Consider the following 23354-nt stretch of genomic DNA (forward strand, 5'->3'; position numbering starts at 1 on the left):
GAAAGCCGCTGAAGGGCAACTTCCGTGCGTCAGGCTTGAATCCCCGACGGAGACCGGCCCACCCGGCAAGACACCCACAGCAGCACCGGCTGTCCCCGACAGGACCAGTCACCACCCGCTCGGCCCAACCTCCGCGCCGAAACCGGTTCCGCCCAATTTCGCAAAGTGGCTTGAGCGCCCGGCCGAGTGATGCCACGCTGCGTTTCACGGGGCCTCGCGGGGGCCCGTGGCGCTAGGCGAACCTGGGGGCGACCACCATCGAAATCCGGCTGCTCGGCTCGTTCCAGGTGCTCGTCGACGGTTCGCCGGTCGTGCTCACCAGCTCGCGGCAGCGTGCGCTGCTCGCGACGCTCGCCCTCGCCGCCGGACGGCTCGTGTCGATCGATGCGCTGGCGCGGGGCGTCTGGGGCGAGGCGCCGCCCGCGCACATCCGCGGCAGCCTGCAGACCTATGTCATGCGCCTGCGGCGGCTCTGCGGCGAAGAAACCGTCGTCACCGAACCGGACGGCTACCGGCTCGTCGTCGACCCGTCCCGGGTGGACGCGCTGCGCTTCCTGCGCACCCTCGACCAGGCCGCCGCCGCGACGGAACCCGCCCGCCGCCGGGAACTGCTCGGCGACGCGCTCGCGGGGTGGGGCGGCACCCCGCTCGAAGGCGTCGGCTCTCCCGCGCTCGCCGCGGAATGGGGGCCGCTGCTGACCGAGCGGTACCTCTTCGCCGTCGAACAACGCATCGACCTCGACACCGGCCTCGTGCCCGATGCCCGGCTCGTCGCGGAGCTGACCGACCTCGTCGCGCAGCACCCGCTGCGGGAGTCGTTGTGGGAACGGCTGGTCCGCGCCCTCGCCCGGTCGGGGCGCCGCGCCGAAGCGCTGGCACGGTACGCCGGGCTGCGCGCGCTGCTCGCCGACGAACTCGGCGTCGAACCGGGCGAAGACCTGCGCCGCCTGCACGCCGAACTGCTCGCCGCGGACGCCGGGCCTGCCGTCCACACCGTCCCGCGGCAGCTGCCCTTCGACGTCGCCGGCTTCACCGGGCGCGGCCCCGAACTGGCCGAACTCGACCGCCTCCCGCCCGGCGGCGCCTCCGGGATCGTCGTCATCGAAGGCACGGCCGGGGTCGGGAAGACGTCGCTGGCGGTGCACTGGTCCCACCGCGTCCGCGACCGCTTCCCCGGCGGCCAGCTGTTCGTCGACCTGCGCGGGCACTCCGCCGGCACCCCGGTCACGCCGGGCGCGGCGCTGGCCGGGTTCCTCCGCGCCCTTGGCGTCCCGCCCGAGACGTTGCCTTCCACAGTGGAGGAACGCTCGGCGCTGCTGCGCAGCAGGCTGGCCGGCAGCCGCACCCTGATGCTGCTCGACAACGCCCGCGACGCCGACCAGGTCCGCCCGCTGCTGCCCGGCCCCGGCAACCTCGTCGTGGTGACCAGCCGGAACCAGCTGCGCGGCCTGGTCGCCCGCGACGGCGCCCGCCGCATCGCCCTGCGGTCCTTCGACGACCGCGACGCGACCGCGTTGCTCGCCGGCAGCGTCGGGCCGCAGCGCCTCGCCGCCGAACCCGGCGCCGTCGCCGAACTCGTCGAGCTCTGCGGGCGGCTGCCGCTGGCGCTGGCGCTGGCGGGGGAGCGCGCGTCGCGGTTCTCCGGCGTTTCGCTCGCCGGCATCGTCGAAGAACTCCGCGACCAGCGGCTGCGGCTGGACACCCTGCGCGACCCGCAGGACGCCGGCACCGACCTGCGTGCCGCGTTCTCCTGGTCCTACAAGGCGCTGCGCCCGGCCGCCGCGCGCTTCTTCCGGCTGCTCGGCCTGCATCCGGGACACGGCTTCAGCCTCACCTCGGCCGCCGCGCTCGCCGGCGCGGACCAGCGTGAGGCGCGCGAGCTCGCCGACCAGCTCGCGGCCGCCCACCTGCTCAACCAGCCCGGCACCGACCGCTACCAGTTCCACGACCTGCTGCGCGTCTACGCCGCCGAGCTCGTCGAAACCGAAACGACGGAAGCCGAGCGCGCGGCCGCACTGCGGCGGCTGGTCGACTGGTACCTCGCGAGCGTCGCCGAAGCGAACAAGCTCGTCCGCCCGGACCTGCTCACCGAGGACATCACCCTGGATGACCCGCCGCTGCCGGCAATGCGGTTCACCCAGCACGAACAGACAACGGCCTGGTACACCACCGAGCGTCCGGCGCTCACGGCGCTCGTCGGCATCGCCGCCGAGCACGGGTGGACGGCCCACGCCTGGAAACTCGCGTGGCTGCTGCGGGGATTCTTCGCCGAGCGCTACGACCGCGACGACTGGATCACCACGGCCCGCACGGCCGTCACGGCCACCCGCGCGGCGGGCGACAACACCGGCCTGCAGTACAGCGCGAACAACCTGGGCTCGGCGTACCTGCGGACACTGCAGCCCGACAAGGCACTCGAAGCACTGGAGGAAGCCCGCGCGGCCTCGGAAACCGGCGGCGGCACGGCACTGAAGGTGGCGATCCTGTCCAACCTCGCGGGCGCGTACTACGTCCGCGCGGAGTACGCCGAAGCCGAACGCCACGCGCTGCAGGCGGTCCACCTGGCCCGCGACCACGGCCAGCGCACGTTCGTCCCGCACGCGCTGCTGAACGTCAGCGCAAGCCGCATCGGCCTGCGCGACTACGACCACGCGGCCGAAGCCGCCCAGGCGGCCCACGAAGCCTTCGCGGAACTGGGCGACCGCTACCACGCGGCGCTGGCGCTGGGAAACGTCGCGGAGGCGCTCGAAGGAGCGGGCAGATACGGCGAAGCGGAGCAGGCGGGCAGCAGGGCACTGGCCGAGCTGAAGGACCTGAACACCGACTACGGCACGATCGACGTCCAGATCACGCTGGGCAGGCTCAAACACCGCACGGGCCGCGTCGGCGAGGCAGGCGGTCATTGGGCCGAGGCGCTGACGGTCAGCCAGCGCCTCGGCGACCCCCGGGTGACGGAGATCCAAGCCCTGCTGGCCACGGTGCCGACAGTAGAGCCCTCGCCCGGGGATGCGCCGTACCCCTAGCCCGGCGCAGCCCAGCGGGACCCTGAGCAAGTACACCAAGATCGACTGTCACGGCGCTGTCTCGTCTTTGTCCAGTTCTGACGGGGCGCTTGGGGCGTTCGGTGACCTGCTGCCCGACGGGCAGAGCGCAGGCCCGGCACGGCCGTGGAGTGGCTCACCCCAAGCGTCTTGAATGACTCATTCAGGACCTCCGAAGACCTGAATGAGTCATTCAAGACACCGCACCATCCTCCGACCGCACCCGGGCCACGGTTTCCCGCGAGACGTAGGTCGGCAAAAGGTGGTTCGCCAACGCCACATTGGGGCGCTTGGGACGTTCGCGAGCGCATCGGGAGGCCATCGGGCGCCCGTTCCACTCTGGCTGCCCCGGCGCCCGCGCCGGCCGCTGCTCGTCACCCTCGGCGCCCGTTCCACTCTGGCTGCCCCGGCGCCCGCCCCGGCTGCCGCTTGTCACCCTCGGCGCCCGTTCCCACTCCGGCGTGCCGAGGAGTGCCGGAGGCCCCTCCAGCACCAGGCGGTCGACGTCCTGCGAAAGCCCTCTCCGAACCCGCCCCGGCCCCGGCCTCCGGAGAGCGTTTTCGCCGCCGGGCACCCCTGGGGGCGCCCCCCGGCTCCAGCGTATCGGGACGGGCCGACAGGAAACCCCGGAAAACCGCGGCCAAGGCCGGGTTGTCCACATCACCGAGAGGCTGTGGACAACCGGCTCAGGAGCGGGTCGGTGTCGGGGCGGGGAGGGCGCTCGGGTGGTAGTCCGCCGCCAGCAGGCGGGGGCCTTCTTCGGCCGTCGGCGGGTGGAACGACAGGACCCAAAACGAGCCCTTCTTGCTCGGCACCACTCCGCCGCGGGCGGCCGGGAGTTCCACTCCGTCGCGGTCGGCCAGTGCGCTCACCAGGTCCGGGATCACCCCGCCCTGGCTGCACACCACCGGCGTCCCGCCGTCGCCCGCCACCGCCAGCAGGCGCGCTACGCCCAGCACCGGGTCGGGCCAGTAGCCCTCCTCCGAAAACAGCGGCTCGTGGCGCACCTCGGCGCCCGTGTCCTCCGCGACTCCGTGCACCGTCTGGACGCACCGCAGCCGCGGCGCCGACAGCACCCGGTCCGGCCCGAACAACGCCAGCACCCGGCGCAGCGCCGCCGCCTGGCGGATGCCCGCCTCCGACAGCGGGCGCAGGTCGTCGTCGCCGGTCCACTCGTCGCGTTTGCCCGCCTTCGCGTGCCGGACCAGCAGCAGCGTCGTCAGGCCCGTCGGCAGCTCGCAGAACGCCCGCAGCACCCGCACGTCCTCCGGCCGCGTCAGCAGTTTCTCCGCCGCCGTCGGGGCGAGCCAGCGCAGCTCGTCGACCTCTTCGTTCGGCGCGAACTCGCCGGACAGCGCTTCCGCGGCGAAGTAGTCGACCGTCTTCGGCACCGCCGCGGACCCCGTCCGCGACGGCACCGTGTACGCCGTCCGCGTCAGGTAGCGGCCCAGTACCGCCGCGAAGCCGGTCTCCTCGCGGACTTCCCGGACCGCCGCCTCGGCGATCGTCTCGCCCGGGTCGAGCTTTCCCTTCGGCAGCGACCAGTCGTCGTACCGCGGGCGGTGCACCACGGCGACCTCGGTCGCCCGCCCGGCGCCGCGCCACAGCACCGCGCCGGCCGCCCGTACCTCGTGGGTCATCCGGCTGCCCCGTGCAGCTTCGCCAGCTCCAGCTGGTGGTCCCGCACCTGCGAACCCTCCGCCGGGAACGGCGACCATTCGCCGCTGGGCGTCAGCACCCAGCAGCGCGTCGCCGGGTCGAGCGCCGAGTCGAAGATGTTGTCCAGCTGCCGCGTCAGCTTCGGGTCCTTCACCCGCACCAGCGCCTCGATCCGCCGGTCGAGGTTGCGGTGCATCATGTCCGCGCTGCCGATCCAGTGCGTGCCGCCCGCGCGGAAGTGGAAGACGCGCGAGTGTTCCAGGAACCGGCCGAGGATCGACCGGACGTGGATGTTCTCCGACAGCCCCTCCACGCCCGGCTTCAGCGCGCAGATCCCGCGGACGACGACCTCGACCGGCACACCGGCCTGCGACGCATGGTAGAGCGCGTCGATCACCTGCTCGTCGACCAGCGAGTTGCACTTGATCCGGATCCCGGCCTGCTGCCCGGCCCGCGCCAGCTCGATCTCCTCGCCGATCGCGCGCACGATGCCGCGGCGGATGCCGTGCGGGGACGTCAGGATCGTCCGGTAGGTGTCCTGCCGCGAGTAGCCGGTCAGCACGTTGAACAGGTCCGTGATGTCCGCGCCGATGCTCGGGTCGGCCGTCAGCAGCCCGAGGTCTTCGTACAGCCGCGCGGTCTTCGGGTTGTAGTTGCCGGTGCCGATGTGGCAGTAGCGCCGGATCGTCGAGCCCTCCTGGCGCACCACCATCGACACCTTGCAGTGCGTCTTCAGCCCGACCAGGCCGTACACGACGTGCACGCCCGCGCGCTCCAGCGTCCGCGCCCAGGTGATGTTCGCCTGCTCGTCGAAGCGTGCCTTGATCTCCACCAGCGCGACGACCTGCTTGCCCGCCTCGGCGGCGTCGATCAGCGCGTCGACGATCGGCGAGTCACCCGACGTCCGGTACAGCGTCTGCTTGATCGCCAGTACCTTCGAGTCGGCCGCCGCCTGCTCGATGAAGCGCTGCACGCTGGTCGAGAACGAGTCGTACGGGTGGTGCACCAGCACGTCGCCCTCGCGCAGCGTCGCGAAGACGCTCTTGGGTGTCTCGCGCTCGCCGAACGCCGCGTGCGTCGCCGGGACGAACGGCCGGTCCTTCAGCTCCTTGCGGTCCACAGCGGACAGCTGGTGCAGGCAGGTCAGGTCGAGCAGGCCGGGGACCTCGACGACGTCGGCCGGGTCGACGTCCAGCTCGCGCAGCAGCAGCTCGAGCATGTGCTCACTCATGTCCTGCGCGACCTCCAGCCGCACCGGGGGGCCGAACCGGCGCTGCGCCAGCTCGCGCTCGAGCGCCTGCAGGAGGTCTTCGTCGCGGTCCTCGTCGACCTCGAAGTCGGCGTTGCGGGTGACGCGGAAGACGTGGTGCTCGGTGACGTCCATGCCGGTGAACAGCTCGCCGAGGTGCGCGGCGATCAGTTCTTCGAGCGGCAGGAACGTCGCGGTCCGGCTAGCCCGGTCGGTTTCGACGCGCATCAGGCGCGGCACGTTGCTCGGCACCTTCACGCGGGCGAAGCGCTCGGTGCCGCCCTCCGGGTCGCGGACCGTCACGGCGAGGTTGAGCGACAGGCCCGAGATGTAGGGGAACGGGTGCGCCGGGTCGACCGCCAGCGGCGTCAGGACCGGGAAGATCTGCTCGGAGAAGTAGCTCGACAGCCGCAGCTGGTCGGCGCCGCCGAGATCGGCCCAGCCGACGATCCGGATGTCGTGCTCGGCCAGCTGCGGGCGCAGGTGCTTCTCGAACGCGCCGGTCTGGCGCTCGACGAGGTCCTGGTTGCGCTTGGCGATGTAGCGGAGCTGCTCGCGCGGGGTGAGCCCGTCCGCGCTGCGCACCAGCAGGCCGGTCTCGTCGCGGCGCTTCAGGCCGGCGACGCGGACCATGTAGAACTCGTCCAGGTTGGACGCGAAGATGGCGAGGAACTTCGCCCGCTCCAGCAGCGGCTGCGACTCGTCCTCGGCGAGGGCGAGCACGCGGGCGTTGAAGTCCTGCCAAGACAGCTCGCGGTTGAAGTACCGGTCGTCCGGCAGCGTCTCGACGGCGGTCGGCGCGGCGGTGACCGCGGGCGGCGCCGACGGGACCGCGCGGAACTCCTCGGCGCCGCGCGGGTTGCCCTGCGTGGAGCTGCGGCGGCGCGCCGGCGCCGGGGTGGCCGCGGCAGTGGTGGTCTTGCGGGTTCTGGCCTTGCCGGCGGTGGCACGGGCGGCGGTGTCGCGGGCGGTGGACTTCGACGGGACCTTCTTGGCGGCGGCCGGTTTCGCCGTGCCGGACGTCTTCTTCGCCGTCTCCGAAGATCCGTTCGCCGGGTTCCGTCGCCTCCGGGGTGCGGGCGTGCTGCCGTCGTCTGTGCTCACGGCCCCCATTCTTCACTACGCCAGGCGGATTTGCGCAGGCCGTGGTGAAGGTCGGATGAACAGCTCAGTACGGTGCCGGAGACGGTTCGCCGAGGCGGGCGGCGGTGTGTTTCCCGACACCGAGGGCCAGCGTGTGGGCAAGATCATCGGGGGTGTCGACGTCACTGCGCAGAGTCGGCAGCGCCCCGGTGAGGGCGGCCGCGCCGGACTCGGCGTGCCGGCGCGCCGAGCCGGGACCGAAGCGCGGATCGAGCGGCAGGCCGGGTGCGGCGAGTAGCAGGGTGGTGCCGGTGCCCTGCCGATCGGCGACGAAGGCCCGCCGGCCATCGGCCTCGGCGAGGGCGGCGGTGAGATCACCGGCGCGCAGGGCGGGAAGATCGGCCTGCAGCGCCCCGACGACGGCCCCGGGATCGGCGGCCTTGAGCAGGGCTTCGCCGTGCCGGAAGGCGGCGTTGAGGGTCTTCTCGGGCGGTTCGGCGACGATCTCGACACCGAGTTCCCCCAGCTCGGCCACGGCCGAGGGATCGGCGGCGACGAGCACCACCCGCCGCACGTGAGCACTGGAGACGACGGCGGCGAGCGTGTCGGCGGCCAGAGCGAGGACCAGCCCGGGATGGCGGTCCGCCTCGACGGCGCCACGCAGCCGCGACTTCCCGTCACGGGGGTGTTTCATCGGCACGACCAGATCGACGTCCACGTGTCCATCTTTACCGGAAAGGCTGTGGGGGTGGTGCGGGAACGTGCGGGTTGTCCACAGGCGACGGGTGTTGTGGACAACTCTGGGGGTGGGTGGGGTTTGGGGGCCGGTTTTGTCGGGTGGGCTCGGTAGCGTCGGATTCGGGGGGCGCCCGGGGGAGGGGGACCCCCTGGGAGGGCGGGCTGTGCTGGGGCGGGCTGTGCTGGGGCGGGCTGTGCTGGGGCGGGCTGTGCTGGGGCGGGGCTGTGCTGGGGCGGGGCTGTGCTGGGGCGGGGCTGTGCTGGGGCGGGGCTGTGCTGGGGCGGGGCTGTGCTGGGGCGGGGCCGTGCTGGGGCGGGGCCGTGCTGGGGCGGGGCCGTGCTGGGGCGGGGCCGTGCTGGGGCGGGGCCGTGCTGGGGCGGGGCCGTGGTGAGGCTGGATCCCGCCGTGTCGCGGCGCAAGCCCGGGCGGCGGCGACCGGCCAGCCCCGGGTGGTCGCGCCGCTGCGGTGTGGTGAATGACTCGTTCACCTCGTCTGACGACATGAACGACTCTTTCATGTCGTTCCAGGCACCCCGGAAGGCCGCTGTCAGGGGACCGGGCGCGGATCGGGCGGCTCGAGCCGCCCGAAGGGCACTTTCGTTGCGTCACGTGAGAGGAGGGGGCCCTTCAGTACGGCGCCAGAACGAGGCTTTGCCGGAACCCGGGTAAGCGGCTGCGACGGGCACTGCCGCGCCGGGAGCCGGGGAGCGCGACTGTGCCCCAGCCCAGCCTGCAGGCGGGAGGCAGCACGGAAGCCGACGAGACCCCCGGAAACCCACCGTATCCAGGGGGAACCCACCCTCCCTGGACTGCCGTGACCCCGGCGCGGCAGGATCAGGGCCGGACTGATGCCTTGAGGAGGAGATCGTGGCCCGGCGTGAGAAGGGCGGCTTCTGGGTGGGGCTTGCCGCCGTACTGTTCTACCCGCTCACCCACATCGCTCGGCGGGTCTATGTCGGGGCCGAGAAGATTCCGCGGCAGGGGCCCGCTCTGCTCGTCATGAACCACATCTCGCACCTGGATCCTGCCGTCGACGCCGTCTTCGTGCACCGGCAGAAGCGGGTTCCGCGGTTCCTCTTCAAGGAGAGCCTGACGCGTGCGCCGATTCTGGGGCCGATCGTCTCCGGGTCCGGGCAGATTCCCGTCTCGCGGGGGTCGGCCGCCGCCGGGGACAGTCTCAAGGCTGCTCACCAGGCTCTGCAGGAAGGGAAGATCGTCGTCATCTATCCCGAGGGCACCATCACCAAGGATCCGGCCGGCTGGCCGAAGGAGTCCTTCACCGGCGCCGCCCGGCTCGCGCTGCAGAACGACGTTCCCGTCATCCCCGTCGCGCGGTGGGGGACCAGCCAGATCTTCAACGGCTACACCAAGAAGTTCACGCCCTTTCCGCGCAAGACGATCACCCACTCCGTCGGCGACCCGATCGACCTGTCCGCCTACCGCGGCGGCAACACCCGCAGCGCCTCGAAGCTGCGGGAGGTCACCAAGGTCATGATGGACGAGGTCACCCGGCTGCTGGCCGAGATCCGCAACGAGGAACCGCCCGTGACGAAGCCGGGAGATCCCGCCTGATGCGCCCCGACGTGCAGCGGGTCACCGTGCTCGGCGCCGGTTCGTGGGGCACCGCCTTCGCGAAGGTGCTCGGCGACGCCGGGCGGGACGTCACCATGTGGGCGCGCCGCGAGGAGGTCGCCACGGACATCCGGGAGCGGCACACCAACTCCGCCTACCTGCCCGGGGTCACCCTGCCGGCGACCATCACCGCCACCAGCGACCCGGCCGAGGCGCTGCGCGCCGCCGAAGCCGTCGTGCTCGCCGTGCCCAGCCAGAGCCTGCGGGCCAACCTGACGGCGTGGCGTGACCTGCTGCCGCGCGACGCCATCCTGGTCAGCCTCGCCAAGGGCGTCGAACTCGGCACGCTCAAGCGGATGAGCGAGGTGATCGCCGAGATCGTCGGGATCGACGCCGGGGACGTCGTCGTCGTCACCGGGCCGAACCTGGCCAAGGAGATCGCCGCCGGTCAGCCGTCGGCGTCCGTGCTCGCCTGCGCCGACCACGACCGGGCCGTCGCGATCCAGCGGGCCTGCGCCAACTCCTACTTCCGCCCGTACACCAACACCGACGTCGTCGGCTGCGAGCTCGGCGGCGCCTGCAAGAACGTCATCGCGCTGAGCACCGGGATGGCCGCCGGACTCGGGCTCGGCACCAACACCATGGCGACGCTGATCACCCGCGGCCTGGCCGAGATGGCCCGGCTCGGCGCGAAGCTGGGCGCCGACCCGCTCACGTTCGCCGGGCTCGCCGGCGTCGGCGACCTGGTCGCGACCTGCTCGTCGCCGCTGTCGCGCAACCGGACCTTCGGCGAGCGACTCGGCCGCGGCGAGACCCTCGAACAGGCGCAGGCGGCCGCCGGCGGGCAGGTCGCCGAGGGTGTCATGTCGTGCTCGTCGATCCGGGCGCTGGCGCAGAGCGTCGGGGTCGACATGCCGATCACCGACGCCATGCACCGCGTCTGCCACGAGGGCGTCGACCCGCGGCAGGCGGGCGCCGAGCTGCTCGGCCGGTCGCAGAAGCACGAGTGGTCCTGATCTCCCGGAGGGTGGGACGTCTTGACCAGGCAGGGGCGCGGCTGCGACTCTGGTCCCATGTTCGCGTACGACATGTCTGAGCTGCGGGGCCGCACGGGCCTCCGCGCCGTCGTGCGCGCGTGTCGCTGTTGTCGGTGAACCCAGCCCCGGCCCAGCTCGACACCCCTTTTCTTCCGTGAGGACCCTCATGTTCGCCGTTCCGGACAACACCCTGCTGCGTCCCGAGAACCCCGCGCTGCGCCACCCCGTGCGCGTCGCGCTGGAGGTCGCCGCCGACCGCGACCGCTGGAAGCACCTCCTGCGCTACGACCCCGAAGAGCGCTTCGCGACGCTCGTCGAGCAGGACGCCCAGCAGGAGGTGTGGCTGATGAGCTGGCTGCCCGGCCAGCACACCGACCTGCACGACCACGCGTTCGCCAGCGGCGCGTTCACCGTGGTCAGCGGCCACCTCACCGAGGCCGTGGCGCGCCGGGCGCCGGACGGCCGCGCGGTCACCGAGCTGCACGCGCTTTCGGCGGGCCAGTCGCGGGTGTTCGGGCCGGGCTACGTGCACGAGGTCCGCAACGACGGCCCGGACCCGGCGATCTCGGTCCACGTCTACCGCGACGCGGGCCGCGCCATGCGCCCCTACCACCTGGACCCGCTCGGCGGCCCGGTTCTCGACTGAGCGGCGGGTCAGTCCAGGTCGCCGCGGGCGCGGAACTCGCGTTCGATGTCCTCCCGGCTCGCATCCGCGGCCAAGAGGGTGTGTAGCAGGATCCGGGACTTCCGCGCGTCCAGCCAGCCCGCCATCGTCGCCCCCATGGCGATCAGGCTCGACTCCGAGCCGTGGAAGCCGTACGTCGAACGCAGCGTCGGCCCGGCTCCCGTCCGGGACGCCACCACCACCGGCAGCTCCGGAACGAGCCGGGCGATCACGTCGGCCATCCCGGACGAAACGTGGCCCGCCCCGGTAGCGGCGACGACCACGCCACGCACCTCCGGCTGGGCGGCCACCGACGAAAGAAACGCGCCCGAGTCGTCGAGGCCCGCCTCGACGATCGGGACCAGGCCCCCGAAGTCCCCACCCGGCAGTGCGGGCAGCCGCGGCGGGGATGGGTGGAAGTAGTGGACCGCGTTCTCCACCACCATCCCCAGCGGGCCCGCCGGCGCCGACGTGAACGCCTCCAGGTGGCTCGAATGTGCCTTGCGCACCCAGCGGGCCGCGTGGACGTCGTCGTTGAGCGTCACCAGGATCCCGCGGCCGCGGCTGCGCGGGTCGGCCGCCACCGTGAGCGCGTTGCGCAGGTTCGCCGGGCCGTCCGGGCTCAGCAGGCCCGCGTTCCGCATCGCCCCCGTGACCACCACCGGGATCTCCGACGGCCAGCACAGCTCCAGGAAGTAGGCCGTCTCCTCCAGGGTGTCCGTGCCCTGGACGACGACGAATCCGTCGGCGTCCTGCCGCAGCCCCCAGTCGCGGCACCGCAGCAGCGTCGCGAAGTCCATCGACGCGCTGCCGATGCCGGCCAGTGTCTCCGCCAGGACGTCCATCGGCAGGTCGCCGAGCGTGCCGAGCAGGTCGGCCGCGCCGAGCCGGGGCACCGCGCCGCCGGTGCCGGGGACCGGGGCCATCGAGATGGTTCCGCCGAGCGTGGCGAGCGCGATCAGGGGCATGCGGCCACCCTATTCAGCCGCTCTTGACCGCCTGGAGCGTGTAGCTCGCCGCCAGCCGCGACGGCGTGTCCGTCAGCCGCCACTCGCCCGTGGCTTCGTCGAGGGTCATCTGGCCGGGCAGCGCGTTCCACGGCACGCTGTCGTGCTCGGTGAACGCGGTCAGTGCCAGGCCGTTCTCCTGCAGTGCCGTGATGATCTCGCCCAGCGAGTGGTTCCACGAGTGGGTGACGCTGTGCTCGACCGGCCGGTCGACGGCGACGTAGGTCTCGGGGTCGTCGAAGACCAGTGGCTCGGCGTGCTCGAAGTACGGATACCGCGGCGACGGTGGATCGTTCTCGTCCAAAGACCACAGCATCGGATGGCCTTCGCGGATGAACAGCCGCCCGCCGGGGCGCAGCAGCCCGGCGACCACGGCGGCCCAGCGCGCCACCGACGGCAGCCAGCACAGCGCGCCGATCCCGGTGTAGACCAGGTCGAACCGCTCCGCGCCGAGCACCTCGACGGCGTCGTACACGTTGGCCTCGTGGAAGCCGATCGACGCGCCCGCCGCCGCGGCGAGCCGCTGCGCTTCGGCCAGCGCCGCACCCGAAAAATCGAGCCCCGTCAGGTCGGCGCCCAGCCGGGACAGCGAAACCGTGTCCGTGCCGAGGTGGCACTGCAGGTGCACCGCGCGCAGCCCGGCGATGTCGCCCAGCCGCGGCCGGTCGAACCGCACGACGTCGCTCAGGTACGCCGGGTCCGCCTCGAACCGGGCGAAGCCGTAGTCCGGCGACGCCGCGTGCAGCACCGCGCGGTCGTCCCAGTTCGCCCGGTTGACGGCGAACGAGTCCGTCACGACGTCGCCGCTCGTTCGGCCGCGCTGCGCAGCACGCAGAACTCGTTGCCTTCGGGGTCGGCGAGCACGGCCCAGCCGGTGCCGTCGGGCTTGCGCAGGTCGTTCACCAGCGTCGCGCCCAGCCCGAGCAGCCGCTCGACCTCCTCGTCACGCGGGATGTCCGGCTGCAGGCACAGGTGGAGCCGGTTCTTCACCGTCTTCGGCTCCGGCACGCGCAGGAAGAGCAGGTTCGTCCCGTTGCCGAGGTCGAAGCCGACCTCGTCGTCGCCGGGCTGGTCCTCCGGCGGGATCGGCTGCCCGGTGACCGCGCTCCAGAACTGGCACAGCCGGTACGGGTCGGCACAGTCGACGGAGACGTTGAGCACGGACGACGGCATGGCACTCCTCGAAGTCGGGTATGCCCGAGTCTGGCCGACCTCCGGCGCGGGTGCGAACCGATTTACGACGCCAGCGCCAGGCCCGCGGTGCGGTGCACGCGGCGGCGGTCGTCGACGATGAGGATCTCGCAGCCGGGCCGGTCGGCCGCCCAGGTGATGCCCTCGGGGCCCATCGCGAACGCCGCGGTGGCCAGCGCGTCCGCGGTGACCAGGTCGCCTGCCACGACCGTGACGCTCATCAGCCCGGTCGCCGGCGTGCCGGACCGGCCGTCGAGGATGTGCGAGCCCCGCTCGTACGCCGCCGACGTCGCGATCGCGCCGTTGCGCGACTCCAGTACCGCGCACACCGCGAGGGGCTGCTCGGGGTGGCGCACGCCGACCCGCCACGGGCGCCCGGGTTCCGGCTCGCCGGCGGTGACGACGTCGCCGCCGGCGTTGAGGCAGAACGTCGTCGCGCCCTCGGCTTTCAGCATGTCGGCCGCGCGCTGCACCGCCCAGCCCTTGACGACGGCGCACGGGTCCAGGCCGCGGCCGGGCAGCCGCGCGCGGAACGCGCCGCCGGACAGCTGCTCGTAGTACGCGCAGAGCTCCAGGACCTCGATGAGGTCGTCGCTCAGCTCCTCCGGCGCCAGCTCGCCGCGGTCGTACCGGCTGACCTCGCTGTCGTCCTTGAACGGGCTGAACCTCGCGTCGACGTCGCGGAACCACGCGAAGACGTCGTCGACGACCTCGGCGAAGTCTCCTTCGTCGCGCAGGTCGAGCGAGATCGGCAGCCCCATCACCTGTTCCACGCGGGTCGTCATCGGTTCCCCTTCGCGTCGATCGCGGCCTGCAGCGAGGTCTTGTACGACTCGCTGGTCTCGGTGGCGCCGGTGACCGTGTCGATGTCGGCGCTCTGGGCCTGCATCGCCTCCTCCTGCAGCCGCGGCAGCGCGGTCAGTGCGCGGCCGTCGTCGGGCGCCTGCAGCAGCGTGATCACGCTGATCCGGGAGCCGGTGAAGGTCACCTGGACCTGCACGGTGCCGTACCGGCCGGACTCGGCGGTGCCCTGCGTCGTGACTGTCGCATCGGGACTGGCCGAAGTGGACGGTGCAGTCGAGGTGGCCGATGTGGACGGTGCGCTGGTGCTCGACGGTGCCTGGGCGACGGCGGCGGTGTTGTGCACCGGCCCCGGCTCGAACCGCCAGACCGCGATGAACCCGGCGATGGACAGCGCGACGACGAAAATGGTCTTCTTCACGACGGATTCCCCCTAGGCCGCAAGGCTGAAACGTTCGGCGTGGACCTGGGCGGCGGGCACCTTCAGCTCGCGCAGGCTGCGCAGCACGGCCGCGGTCATCCCCGGCGGGCCGCAGACGAACACGTCCCGCTCGTGCACGTCCGGCACCATCATGTGCAGGTTCGCCGGCCCGAGCACCGCGCCGCGCGGGCCGACCGCCTGGTCCGGTCCGGTGAGGACACTGACGACGGCGCCGCGTGCCCTGGCCAGCTCGTCGATTTCCGGCAGCAGCACCGCGTCGGACTGGGAGCGCACCCGGTACAGCACGACGACGTGGCCGTCGATGTCCTCCAGCAGCGCGCGGATCGGCGTGATCCCGACACCGCCCGCCACGAGCAGCGCGTTGGGCCGCTGCTGGTGGATCGTCGTGAAGGCGCCGTACGGGCCTTCGGCGAACACCCGCGTCCCGACCCGCAGGTGCCGCAGCGAAGCGCTGGACTCGCCGAGCGCCTTCGCGGTCAGCCGCAGGGTGCGGCCGTCGGGCGCGGCCGACAGGGAGAACGGATTGGCCTGCCACCAGCGGTCCTTGGTGAGGAAACGCCAGAGGAAGAACTGGCCCGCCCGGGCGGGCAGCTTGTCCAGGTGCTTGCCGGTCATGTACACCGAGACGACGTCCGCGGACTCGGGCACCACCGCCGTGACACGCAGCTGGTGGCGCAGGTTCCGCCACAGCGGCAGCACGACGCGTCCGGCGAGGACGGCGGTGCCGGCACCGAGCCACAGCGTCCACCAGTACGCCTTCGCCGTCTCCGACCCGGCGAACGTCTGGCCGAGGGCGATCTGGTGGGTGAAGGCCAGCAGCACCGCGGCGTAGGTGTAGAGGTGGATGAAGTGCCAGGTCTCGTACGCCAGCCGCCGGCGCGCGAACTTCGCCGAAACCGCGCCCACGACGAGGATCAGGGCGAAGGCGACCAGCGCCCGCAGGATCCCTTCGAGGGTGTTCGCCATCTCGACCAGCTCGTCGGCGACGCCCTTGTCCGAAACCTCGGCGTAGCCGAACGCGATGAACACCAGGTGCGCCAGCAGGGTCCACAGGATCGTGAAGCCGGTCCAGCGGTGCCACGAGGTGAGCCGGTCCATGCCCAGCCGCCGGTCCAGCCACGGCAGCCGCGCCACGAGCAGCAGCTGGAACGCCATCGCCAGCGCGCCGTACATGCCGGCGAGCCTGCCGATGGTGATCAGCACGTTCTGCGACACCCCGGCCTGGGCGAACAGCACGGTGACGGCGGCCACGTTGGCGCCCAGGAAGAGGAAGAGGCCGGATTTCGCGGCGATCCGGGGGCGGATCGCCGGGCGCGCGGCCTCGGCGGTCTGCGTCATGGTGGTCACACGGATCCTCCTTCGGTTCGGTTCACGAAGGCCAGCCTCGCCACGCAGCCTGTGGTGGGGCTGGGTGCAGGCTGTCGGCTTCCTGTCGGACCGCCCCGCGGCTCGCCCGCGGCGGCGGCGCCGGGTGATGATGAACGCGTGCAGACCTCCGACCCCGTGCGCCTGCTCGTCGTCGACGACGAGCCGCACATCGCCGACCTCGTCGCCACCGTCGCCCGGTACGAGGGCTGGCAGGCGGTCACGGCCGGGTCCGGCCAGGCGGCGCTGAGCCAGGCCGCCGAGTTCGGGCCGGACATCGTCGTGCTCGACCTGATGCTGCCGGACCTCGACGGCTTCACCGTGCTCGACCGCCTGCGCCGGAACGGCAGCACCGTGCCCGTGGTCTTCCTCACGGCGAAGGACGCGACGGCCGACCGGGTCGCCGGCCTCACCCGTGGCGGCGACGACTACCTCGTCAAGCCGTTCTCGGTCGAGGAGCTGATGGCGCGGCTGCGTGCGGTGCTGCGGCGCAGCACCGGCGGCGTCCAGGCGGCGGCGCGCGGTGCCGTGCTGCGCGTCGGGGACCTGACGCTGGACGAGGACACCCGCGAGGTCCGCCGCGGCGACCGCCTTGCCGAGCTGACCCCGACCGAGTACGAGCTGCTGCGCTACCTCATGCGGCGCTCGCCCGCGGTGCTCACCAAGGCCCAGATCCTCGACCACGTCTGGGAATACGACTTCGGCGGCCGGTCCAATGTGGTCGAACTGGTCATTTCGCACCTGCGGCGCAAGGTCGACGCGGGTGACGGCGAACCGCTGATCCACACCGTGCGCGGCGTCGGCTACGTCGTGCGCCAGGTCCAGCGGTGAAGCGCTTCCTCCGCCGGTGGTACGGGGCCTGGCAGCGCACGCGGCTGGGCACCCGGATCATCCTCGGCCTCGGCGCGCTGGCGCTGGTGGTGTTCGCCGTCGTCGGCGTCACGATGGCCGGGATCATGCACGGCTACCTGGACCGGCGGCTCGACGAGCAGCTGGTCAAGAGCATGGACACCCAGGTGCCGCTGCTGCGCGCGACGCACGGCCCGCCCGAGCCGGTGTACTCCTGGTACTCGGCGCTGTACACGGTCCGGGACGGGGTCGCGACGCCGGTTTCGGGCGGCAAGCCGCCCAGCGACGCCGAGCAGCTGGCGAAGTTCGCCGTGGAAGGGCTGGGCGGCGACGTCACGCGCACCCTGTACCTGCGCGACGGCGAGCCCTACCGGGTGCGCGCGTGCCCGGTCGACACCGATTCGGTGCTGGTGAGCGCGGCGCCGCAGAAGGACCTCGACAGCACCGTGCAGCAGCTGATCTGGGTCGAGGCGGGCGCGTTCACCTTCGCCCTCGTCGTGCTGGTGGTCGCCGGGCGGCTGGTGCTGCGCCGCGGCCTGCGCCCGCTGGCCGACATGGCGGGCACCGCGCACGACATCGCCTCCCACGACCTCACGGCCAACCCCGCCCTGCCGGTCCGCGCGGCGGGCACCGGGGGCGGCGCCGAGGTCGAGGAGCTGCGGACGGCGTTCAACGTGATGCTCGCGCACATCGACACGTCGCTGGCCGCGAAGACCGAGGCGAACGAGCGGCTGCGCCGGTTCGTCGCGGACGCCTCCCACGAGCTGCGGACGCCGCTGACGTCGATCCGCGGCTACGCCGACCTGTTCCGCTACGCGGCGGCGAACGAGCCCGCCGAGCGGGAGGCGCACCTGGCGAAGATCCGCGAGGAGACGGCGCGGATGACGGTGCTCGTCGACGACCTCCTGCTGCTGGCCCGCCTCGACGCGCGGGCCGCCGAGACGCCGCTGCGCCCGGAGCGCGTCGACCTCGCCGAGCTGGCCGGCGACGCGGCGGACGCGTTCGCCGCCGGCCGCCCCGACCACCCGCTGACGACGTCGCTGGCGACGGCGGTCGTCGACGCCGACCCGGTGCGGCTTCGGCAGGTCCTGGACAACCTCCTGGCCAACGCCGCGGTGCACACCCCGCCGGGGACCGCGGTGCACGTCTCGGTGACGGCTTCGGCGTCCGAAGCGGTGGTACGGGTGACCGACACCGGGCCGGGCATCGCGCCCGCCGACCAGGACCGGATCTTCGACCGCTTCTTCCGCGTCGACGACTCCCGCACCCGCGGCAACGGCGGCACCGGGCTCGGCCTGTCGGTGGTCCAGTCCCTGGTCACGGCCCACGGCGGCACGGTCGCCGTGGAGTCGGAGCCGGGCCGGACGACCTTCACGGTCAGGTTGCCGCTCGCCCCGGTCGTGAGTGAGTAACAGTGTTCTAACACTGTTACTCACTCACGACCGGTGACGTGCGGTGGCGTGGTCCAGTCGGGGGAGAGGTCCGCGGACGGCTCGGGCGTGCCGAAGACCGTCCGGACCGGCAGCACCCCGGCCCACGCGGCGTCGGCCTCGACGTCCTCCGGTTCGTCGTCGGGCCCTTCGGCACGCATCTTCACCGACGCCTCGGCCAGGTCGAGGGCCAGGACGCTCACCGCGGCGAACTCCTTGGCGTTGACCTCGCGCGCGTGCTCCCACGAGCCCGGCGCGAGGTGGTCGGTGAGCACCTTCAGGCCGTGCAGCTTGGCTTCGCGCTCGACGACCGGCGCCGCCGTGCCGAAGACGACGGCGCTGCGGTAGTTCATCGAGTGGTTGTTGACCGAGCGCGAATAGACGATGCCGTCCAGGAGCGTGACGGTGACGCACACCTCGACGCCCTGTGCGGCCGCGCGGAGGCTGGCCGCGCCGGTGGAGCCGTGCAGGTAGAGCGTGTCGCCGTCGCGGCCGTAGCCGGTGGGCAGGACCAGCGGGACGCCGTCGCGGACGACCCCGAGGTGGCAGATCAGGCCCGCGTCGAGGACCTCGTACAGCGCGGAGCGGTCGGTGACGGCGCGGTGCTTCTTGCGGCCGAGCGTGGTGCGGGGCGTCGTGGAGAGCATGCGACCAGCGTCTCCCTCGGCAGTGGCCTCGGAGAACGGCCACTTCTTCTACACTTGGGAAGTCCACTCGAGGAGGTCCCGTTGACGCACGCCGACACCGCGCTGCCGGTCAGCCTCGACCGCTCGGCGGTGACGCCGCTGGCGGTCCAGCTCGCCGACGCGCTGCGCGAAGCGGCGGCGTCCGGGCACCTGCGCGGCGGCGACCGGCTGCCCTCGACCCGGGCGCTGGCCGGACGGCTCGGCGTCAGCCGCACGGTGACGTCGGCGGCCTACGAGCAGCTGCACGCCGAAGGCTGGATCGCCGGGCGCAACGGCTCCGGCACGTACGTGACGACGCCGCCTTCGCTGTCGGCCTCGGAGGTCCCGGCGCCCGCTGTCCCGGCGTTCGAGGCGGAAGCGCCGCCGCTGCTGGACCTCGGGCCGGGCACGCCGTGGGCCGCCGGGCTGGACCGCGCGGCCTGGCGCCGCGCCTGGCGGGCGGCAGCCGACCCGGACCCGCTGGTCCGCGCGCACCGCGCCGGGCTGCCGGAGTACCGCGCGGCGGTGTCGGAGCACCTGCTGCGTCACCGCGGGCTGGCGGCGGGCTCGGTGCTGGCCACCGGCGGGACGACGGCGGCGGTGGTGGAGCTGGCCGCGGCGGTGCTGGAGAGGGGCGACGTCGTCGCCGTCGAGGAACCGGGCTACCAGCGGGCGGTCCAGGCGTTCCGGCGGGCCGGGATGCGCGTGGTGGGCGTGCCGGTGGACGAGGAGGGACTGCGGCCGGAGGAGATCCCGCCGGGCGCGCGGGCGGTGTACTGCTCCCCGGCGCACCAGTACCCGATGGGCAGCAGGCTGAGCGCGGCCCGGCGGGTCGCGCTGGTGGAGCGGGCGCGGGCGTCGTCGATGCTGGTGATCGAGGACGACTACGACGGCGAGCTGCGGTTCGACGTCGCGCCGCTGCCGATGCTGGCGTCGCTGGCCCCGGACGTCGTGGCGCATCTGGGAACGACGTCGAAGATCCTCACGCCGACGCTGGGCGCCGGCTGGATGGTCGCGCCGGAGGCGATCACCTCGGCGGTGCTGGCGTACCGGGATTCGACGGGCACGCGGCCGTCCCCGGCGGGACAGCGCGTGCTGTACGAGTTCGCGCGCAACGGCGACCTGGGACGGCACCTGCGCAAGCTGCGCCGCGAGATGGCCGAGCGGCGGACGTTGCTGGCGGGAGCGTTGTCGGGCGCGGGAATTCCGGTGCGGGGCGACGACGCGGGCGCGCACCTGGTGGTGCCGTTTTCCTCGGCCGCGGTGGAGGCTTCGGTGATTGCGTCGGCCGAGCGGCGGGGAATCCGGCTCGACGGGCTGGCGCGGCACTTCGCCGGGACGCCGTCGGCGCACGGGGTCGCGATCGGGTACGCGGGGTGTTCGCGGGAGGCTCTCGTCGCTGCTCTGCCGGTATTGGTGTCGCTGCTGTCTTGAGGGAGCTGCCCCGTTGTCGGGGATGCCCTCGATGTACCGGACGTGCCGCACCCGTCACCGGTTGCGTTCGCCGCTGAGGGGCGGCCGCTCGCCGCACCGGGCTGGGCTGTTCCGCGAGGTCACCGGGTACGGTTGCGGACCATGAGCGAGAAGATCCGGGTGGCGGTCGTGTTCGGCGGGCGCAGCAGCGAGCACACCATCTCGTGCCTGTCCGCGGGCAGTGTCCTGGGACATCTCGATCCGGAGCGGTTCGAGGCGGTCCCGGTCGGGATCACCCGCGAGGGCCGCTGGGTGCTCGGCACCGGCGACTCCGCCCAGCTCGCCATCCGCGGCCGCGAACTGCCGTCGGTCGAGGGCGGCCAGGGCCTCGTGCTCGCCGGCGATCCCTCCAGCCGCGGGCTGGTGGCCGTCGAACCCGGGCGGGAGAGCGAAATGCTCTCGCGCGTCGACGTCGTCTTCCCGGTGCTGCACGGCGCCTTCGGCGAGGACGGCACCATCCAGGGCCTGCTCGAACTCGCCGGCATCCCGTACGTCGGGCCCGGCGTGCTGGCCAGCGCCGCCGCCATGGACAAGGAGACGGCGAAGAAACTCCTTGCCGCCGAAGGACTTCCGGTCGGCACCTACGTCGCGCTCCGGCGTGATCAGTCCACTTTGGACCAGGCGGAGAAGGACAAGCTCGGGCTGCCGGTGTTCGTCAAGCCGTCGCGGGCAGGCTCGTCGGTCGGCATCAGCCGCGTCGCGGACTGGAGTGAGCTGGACGCGGCCATCGAGCTCGCGCGGCAGACCGACCCCAAGGTGCTCGTCGAGGCCGCCGTCGCCGGCCGCGAGGTCGAGTGCGGGGTCCTCGAGTTCCCCGACGGCCGGATCGAGGCGTCCCTCCCGGCGGAGATCCGCGTCCTGTCCGAGGACGAGGACGCCTGGTACGACTTCGAAACCAAGTACCTCGGCGACGACGCCGAGCTGGACATCCCGGCCAAGCTCGACGACGCCCTCACCGAGAAGCTCCGCAGGATGGCCGTCGAGGCGTTCCGCGCCCTGGACTGCCAGGGCCTCGCGCGGGTCGACTTCTTCGTCGGCGAAGACGGCAGGCTGACCATCAACGAGGTCAACACGATGCCCGGGTTCACGACGAAGTCCGCCTACCCGAAGATGTGGGAAGTGACGGGCATGGACTACCCGACCCTGCTGACCACGCTCATCGAGACGGCCATCGCCCGCGGCACCGGCCTCCGCTAGGAAAACCGCAGCGGGCGGGCGGGCAGCTTGGCCGCCACCGTGTCCGAGATCTCCTGGAGCGGGCCCGTCCCGGCGGTGTCCGGGACCGTCAGCGCCGCGTAGACCTCGCGGTCCACGACGTACCACGTCGACGCGCCCTCGCCGGGGACCTGCAGCCACTGGACCCCGTTCACCAGGCGCAGCGACGCCGACGGGGTCAGCTCCGGGGGCCGGTCCAGGCCGCAGCGCAGCACCAGCGGGTCGGTCGTGCCCCAGGCGAGCGTCGACGGCGGGGCCGGGGCGGCCAGCTCACGGCGGGCCAGGCGGGTGCCGTTGGAGGTCAGCTCGGCCGGGGCCGCGTCCAGCAGCGTCGCGCACGCGGGGGACGCCGCGGCGGGGGCGGGCACCGGGACCAGGGGCAGCGGTCCCGCGCCGGGCGAGGCCGACCCCTTCACCCACGCGAACACGCCGACGGCGACCGCCAGCGCGACGGCCAGGGCCGCGGCCGTGACGAGAACCACCCTCGGCGGGGCACCGGTGTCGGAATCAGGCACCCCTCAACTACATCATGAGGTCAGAGATGCACGACCGGGCAGGTCAGCGTCCGCGTGATGCCCTCCACGTTCTGCACCTTCGCGACGACGAGCTGGCCCAGCTGGTCGACGTTGTCGGCCTCCGCGCGGACGATCACGTCGTACGGTCCGGTGACATCCTCCGAGCTGGTCACACCCGGGATGCTGGAGATCTCGGCAGCCACCGCGGCCGCCTTGCCGACCTCGGTCTGGATGAGGATGTATGCGTGGACCACGGCGTGCCCTTTCGTCGGGATCGATCGGCTCAAGGTAGGAACGTCATCAGCAACGTATCGCCAGCTCCCCGAAAAACATAGGGCATCCGACTATCGGTGATCGAGCTTTGTCCCGGTAGAGAAAGCAGAGGTGACCGGTGTCACCGAACGACGGAACGGTCGCCGAGACCGGCGAGTTCGCGCTCATCCGCGCCGTCACCGAAGGACGGCGCCAGCCGCCGGGCACGCTGCTCGGCCCGGGGGACGACGCCGCCGTCGTCGCCGCTCCCGACGGCCGCGTGGTCGCCAGCACCGACGTGCTCGTCCAGGGCGTGCACTTCCGGCTCGACTGGTCCTCGCCCGAGCACGTCGGGCGCAAGGCCGTCGCGGTCAACCTGGCCGACATCGCCGCCATGGGCGCCACCCCGACCACGGTCCTGGTCGGCCTGGCCTGCCCGGCCGACACGCCGCGCGAGGTCGTCACGGGCCTCGCCGACGGCATGTGGGCCGAGGCCGAGCGCGCAGGCGTCGGCGTCTCCGGCGGCGACATGGTGCGTGCCGACCAGCTCGTGATCAGCGTCACGGCCCTCGGCGACCTCGGCGACCGCGAGCCGGTGACGCGCTCGGGTGCCCGGCCGGGCGACGTCGTCGCGGTCAACGGGCGGCTCGGCTGGGCCGCGGCCGGCCTGGCCGTGCTCGGGCGCGGGTTCCGCTCGCCGGTCGGGGTGGTCAACGCCCAGCGCTGCCCCGAGCCGCCGTACGAGGCGGGCCCGCGGGCCGCGCTGGCCGGCGCGACGGCGATGATCGACATCTCCGACGGCCTGCTCGCCGACCTCGGCCACATCGCCGAGGCATCCGGCGTCGGCATCGACGTCCGCACGGCCGACCTCGACATCCCGGCCCGCCTCACCGAGGTCGGCGCGGCACTCGGCGCGGACCCCCTGGACTGGGTCCTGACCGGCGGCGAGGACCACGCACTGGCGGCAACGTTCCCCCCGTTCACCGAGCCACCCGACGGCTGGCGGGTGATCGGGGTGGTGACGATGGCAGGCTCGGGGATCACCGTGGACGGCAAGCCGTTCACCCGAGAAGGCGGCTGGACCCACTGGCGCTGATCTAGGCTG

Annotated in this window: 21 protein-coding genes; 9 read left to right on the forward strand and 12 right to left on the reverse strand. The window is 72.8% G+C overall.

Annotated elements, in window-relative coordinates:
* The first annotated feature begins 287 nt into the window (after positions 1-287).
* A complete protein-coding gene (locus tag ABJI51_RS05675) occupies positions 288-3023 on the forward strand; it encodes an AfsR/SARP family transcriptional regulator (RefSeq protein ID WP_348947976.1) in 2736 nt (911 codons plus the stop codon).
* 704 nt (positions 3024-3727) lie between these two features.
* Here ABJI51_RS05675 and ABJI51_RS05680 read toward each other — a convergent pair.
* The 3 genes from ABJI51_RS05680 to cofC are packed head-to-tail and all read right to left on the reverse strand — an operon-like array spanning position 3728 to position 7750.
* Positions 3728-4681 carry an NUDIX hydrolase gene (locus tag ABJI51_RS05680; protein ID WP_348947978.1) on the reverse strand — a complete coding sequence of 318 codons (954 nt, stop codon included), beginning with the start codon at positions 4679-4681 and terminating at the stop codon, positions 3728-3730.
* Positions 4678-7062, reverse strand: coding sequence for an RNA degradosome polyphosphate kinase (locus ABJI51_RS05685; RefSeq protein WP_348947980.1), 2385 nt, complete (start codon positions 7060-7062; stop codon positions 4678-4680). The genes ABJI51_RS05680 and ABJI51_RS05685 overlap by 4 nt, the downstream gene beginning before the upstream one ends.
* A 55-nt stretch (positions 7063-7117) precedes the next feature.
* Complete coding sequence (gene cofC, locus ABJI51_RS05690) at positions 7118-7750, reverse strand: 2-phospho-L-lactate guanylyltransferase (protein ID WP_348947982.1); 633 nt, start codon at positions 7748-7750, stop codon at positions 7118-7120.
* An 888-nt stretch (positions 7751-8638) separates the two neighbouring features.
* Here cofC and ABJI51_RS05695 point away from each other — a divergent pair.
* The 3 genes from ABJI51_RS05695 to ABJI51_RS05705 all read left to right on the forward strand — a co-directional run bounded on the left by ABJI51_RS05695 (position 8639) and on the right by ABJI51_RS05705 (position 11026).
* Positions 8639-9343: a lysophospholipid acyltransferase family protein gene (locus ABJI51_RS05695; protein WP_348947984.1), complete on the forward strand. Its 705-nt coding sequence runs from the start codon at positions 8639-8641 to the stop codon at positions 9341-9343.
* Positions 9343-10359, forward strand: coding sequence for an NAD(P)H-dependent glycerol-3-phosphate dehydrogenase (locus tag ABJI51_RS05700; protein WP_348947986.1), 1017 nt, complete (start codon positions 9343-9345; stop codon positions 10357-10359). The genes ABJI51_RS05695 and ABJI51_RS05700 overlap by 1 nt, the downstream gene beginning before the upstream one ends.
* A gap of 187 nt (positions 10360-10546) precedes the next feature.
* Complete coding sequence (locus tag ABJI51_RS05705; protein WP_348947988.1) at positions 10547-11026, forward strand: cysteine dioxygenase; 480 nt, start codon at positions 10547-10549, stop codon at positions 11024-11026.
* Positions 11027-11034: 8 nt separating this feature from the next.
* Here the strand turns inward: ABJI51_RS05705 and ABJI51_RS05710 are convergent, their stop codons facing one another.
* From ABJI51_RS05710 to ABJI51_RS05735, 6 genes are all read right to left on the reverse strand, one after another.
* Positions 11035-12012 carry an asparaginase gene (locus ABJI51_RS05710; protein WP_348947989.1) on the reverse strand — a complete coding sequence of 326 codons (978 nt, stop codon included), beginning with the start codon at positions 12010-12012 and terminating at the stop codon, positions 11035-11037.
* Positions 12013-12025: 13 nt separating this feature from the next.
* Complete coding sequence (locus ABJI51_RS05715; RefSeq protein WP_348947991.1) at positions 12026-12847, reverse strand: class I SAM-dependent methyltransferase; 822 nt, start codon at positions 12845-12847, stop codon at positions 12026-12028.
* A complete protein-coding gene (locus tag ABJI51_RS05720) occupies positions 12844-13224 on the reverse strand; it encodes a VOC family protein (RefSeq protein WP_348947993.1) in 381 nt (126 codons plus the stop codon). Before ABJI51_RS05720 ends, ABJI51_RS05715 begins: the two co-directional genes overlap by 4 nt.
* A gap of 62 nt (positions 13225-13286) precedes the next feature.
* Entirely contained in the window at positions 13287-14027 is a 741-nt protein-coding gene (locus ABJI51_RS05725; RefSeq protein WP_348947994.1) for an FAD:protein FMN transferase, read from the reverse strand.
* On the reverse strand, positions 14024-14464 hold the full coding sequence (locus ABJI51_RS05730; protein WP_348947996.1) for an FMN-binding protein: 441 nt from the start codon (positions 14462-14464) through the stop codon (positions 14024-14026). Before ABJI51_RS05730 ends, ABJI51_RS05725 begins: the two co-directional genes overlap by 4 nt.
* 12 nt (positions 14465-14476) lie before the next feature.
* Positions 14477-15823: a ferredoxin reductase family protein gene (locus ABJI51_RS05735; RefSeq protein ID WP_348948688.1), complete on the reverse strand. Its 1347-nt coding sequence runs from the start codon at positions 15821-15823 to the stop codon at positions 14477-14479.
* A gap of 147 nt (positions 15824-15970) precedes the next feature.
* Between ABJI51_RS05735 and ABJI51_RS05740 the strand changes: the two genes are divergently transcribed.
* Entirely contained in the window at positions 15971-16681 is a 711-nt protein-coding gene (locus tag ABJI51_RS05740; protein WP_348947998.1) for a response regulator transcription factor, read from the forward strand.
* Entirely contained in the window at positions 16678-18111 is a 1434-nt protein-coding gene (locus tag ABJI51_RS05745; protein WP_348948000.1) for a sensor histidine kinase, read from the forward strand. The genes ABJI51_RS05740 and ABJI51_RS05745 overlap by 4 nt, the downstream gene beginning before the upstream one ends.
* A 20-nt stretch (positions 18112-18131) precedes the next feature.
* On the opposite strand, the gene ABJI51_RS05750 is transcribed toward ABJI51_RS05745, so the two are convergent.
* The gene (locus ABJI51_RS05750; RefSeq protein WP_348948002.1) at positions 18132-18776 is read right to left on the reverse strand and encodes a pyridoxamine 5'-phosphate oxidase family protein; all 645 of its coding nucleotides are present in this window, start codon (positions 18774-18776) and stop codon (positions 18132-18134) included.
* A gap of 81 nt (positions 18777-18857) precedes the next feature.
* Here ABJI51_RS05750 and pdxR point away from each other — a divergent pair, with 81 nt between their 5' ends.
* Entirely contained in the window at positions 18858-20228 is a 1371-nt protein-coding gene (gene pdxR / locus ABJI51_RS05755; RefSeq protein ID WP_348948004.1) for a MocR-like pyridoxine biosynthesis transcription factor PdxR, read from the forward strand.
* 141 nt (positions 20229-20369) lie between these two features.
* Positions 20370-21464, forward strand: coding sequence for a D-alanine--D-alanine ligase family protein (locus ABJI51_RS05760; protein WP_348948005.1), 1095 nt, complete (start codon positions 20370-20372; stop codon positions 21462-21464).
* Here the strand turns inward: ABJI51_RS05760 and ABJI51_RS05765 are convergent.
* Together ABJI51_RS05765 and ABJI51_RS05770 are read right to left on the reverse strand one after the other, a co-directional pair.
* The gene (locus ABJI51_RS05765; protein ID WP_348948007.1) at positions 21461-21997 is read right to left on the reverse strand and encodes a DUF3515 domain-containing protein; all 537 of its coding nucleotides are present in this window, start codon (positions 21995-21997) and stop codon (positions 21461-21463) included. The genes ABJI51_RS05760 and ABJI51_RS05765 overlap by 4 nt on opposite strands.
* Before the next feature lie 20 nt (positions 21998-22017).
* Positions 22018-22251 (reverse strand): Lrp/AsnC family transcriptional regulator, encoded by a 234-nt coding sequence (locus tag ABJI51_RS05770; RefSeq protein ID WP_348948690.1) that lies wholly within the window; start codon positions 22249-22251, stop codon positions 22018-22020.
* A gap of 137 nt (positions 22252-22388) precedes the next feature.
* On the opposite strand from ABJI51_RS05770, the gene ABJI51_RS05775 reads away from it, so the two are divergent.
* Positions 22389-23345 carry a thiamine-phosphate kinase gene (locus tag ABJI51_RS05775; protein WP_348948008.1) on the forward strand — a complete coding sequence of 319 codons (957 nt, stop codon included), beginning with the start codon at positions 22389-22391 and terminating at the stop codon, positions 23343-23345.
* The last annotated feature ends 9 nt before the right edge of the window (positions 23346-23354 follow it).

Origin of the sequence: Amycolatopsis melonis (assembly GCF_040064235.1) — a bacterium.
Lineage (GTDB): Bacteria > Actinomycetota > Actinomycetes > Mycobacteriales > Pseudonocardiaceae > Amycolatopsis > Amycolatopsis melonis.

Excerpts from the sequence above, each read along its gene's own strand:
- ABJI51_RS05680 (WP_348947978.1), bottom strand. The coding sequence starts at position 4,681 with ATGACCCACGAGGTACGGGCGGCCGGCGCGGTGCTGTGGCGCGGCGCC.
- ABJI51_RS05685 (WP_348947980.1), bottom strand. The coding sequence starts at position 7,062 with ATGGGGGCCGTGAGCACAGACGACGGCAGCACGCCCGCACCCCGGAGG.
- ABJI51_RS05700 (WP_348947986.1), top strand. The coding sequence starts at position 9,343 with ATGCGCCCCGACGTGCAGCGGGTCACCGTGCTCGGCGCCGGTTCGTGG.
- ABJI51_RS05705 (WP_348947988.1), top strand. The coding sequence starts at position 10,547 with ATGTTCGCCGTTCCGGACAACACCCTGCTGCGTCCCGAGAACCCCGCG.
- ABJI51_RS05710 (WP_348947989.1), bottom strand. The coding sequence starts at position 12,012 with ATGCCCCTGATCGCGCTCGCCACGCTCGGCGGAACCATCTCGATGGCC.
- ABJI51_RS05720 (WP_348947993.1), bottom strand. The coding sequence starts at position 13,224 with ATGCCGTCGTCCGTGCTCAACGTCTCCGTCGACTGTGCCGACCCGTAC.
- ABJI51_RS05725 (WP_348947994.1), bottom strand. The coding sequence starts at position 14,027 with ATGACGACCCGCGTGGAACAGGTGATGGGGCTGCCGATCTCGCTCGAC.
- ABJI51_RS05735 (WP_348948688.1), bottom strand. The coding sequence starts at position 15,823 with ATGACGCAGACCGCCGAGGCCGCGCGCCCGGCGATCCGCCCCCGGATC.
- ABJI51_RS05750 (WP_348948002.1), bottom strand. The coding sequence starts at position 18,776 with ATGCTCTCCACGACGCCCCGCACCACGCTCGGCCGCAAGAAGCACCGC.
- ABJI51_RS05760 (WP_348948005.1), top strand. The coding sequence starts at position 20,370 with ATGAGCGAGAAGATCCGGGTGGCGGTCGTGTTCGGCGGGCGCAGCAGC.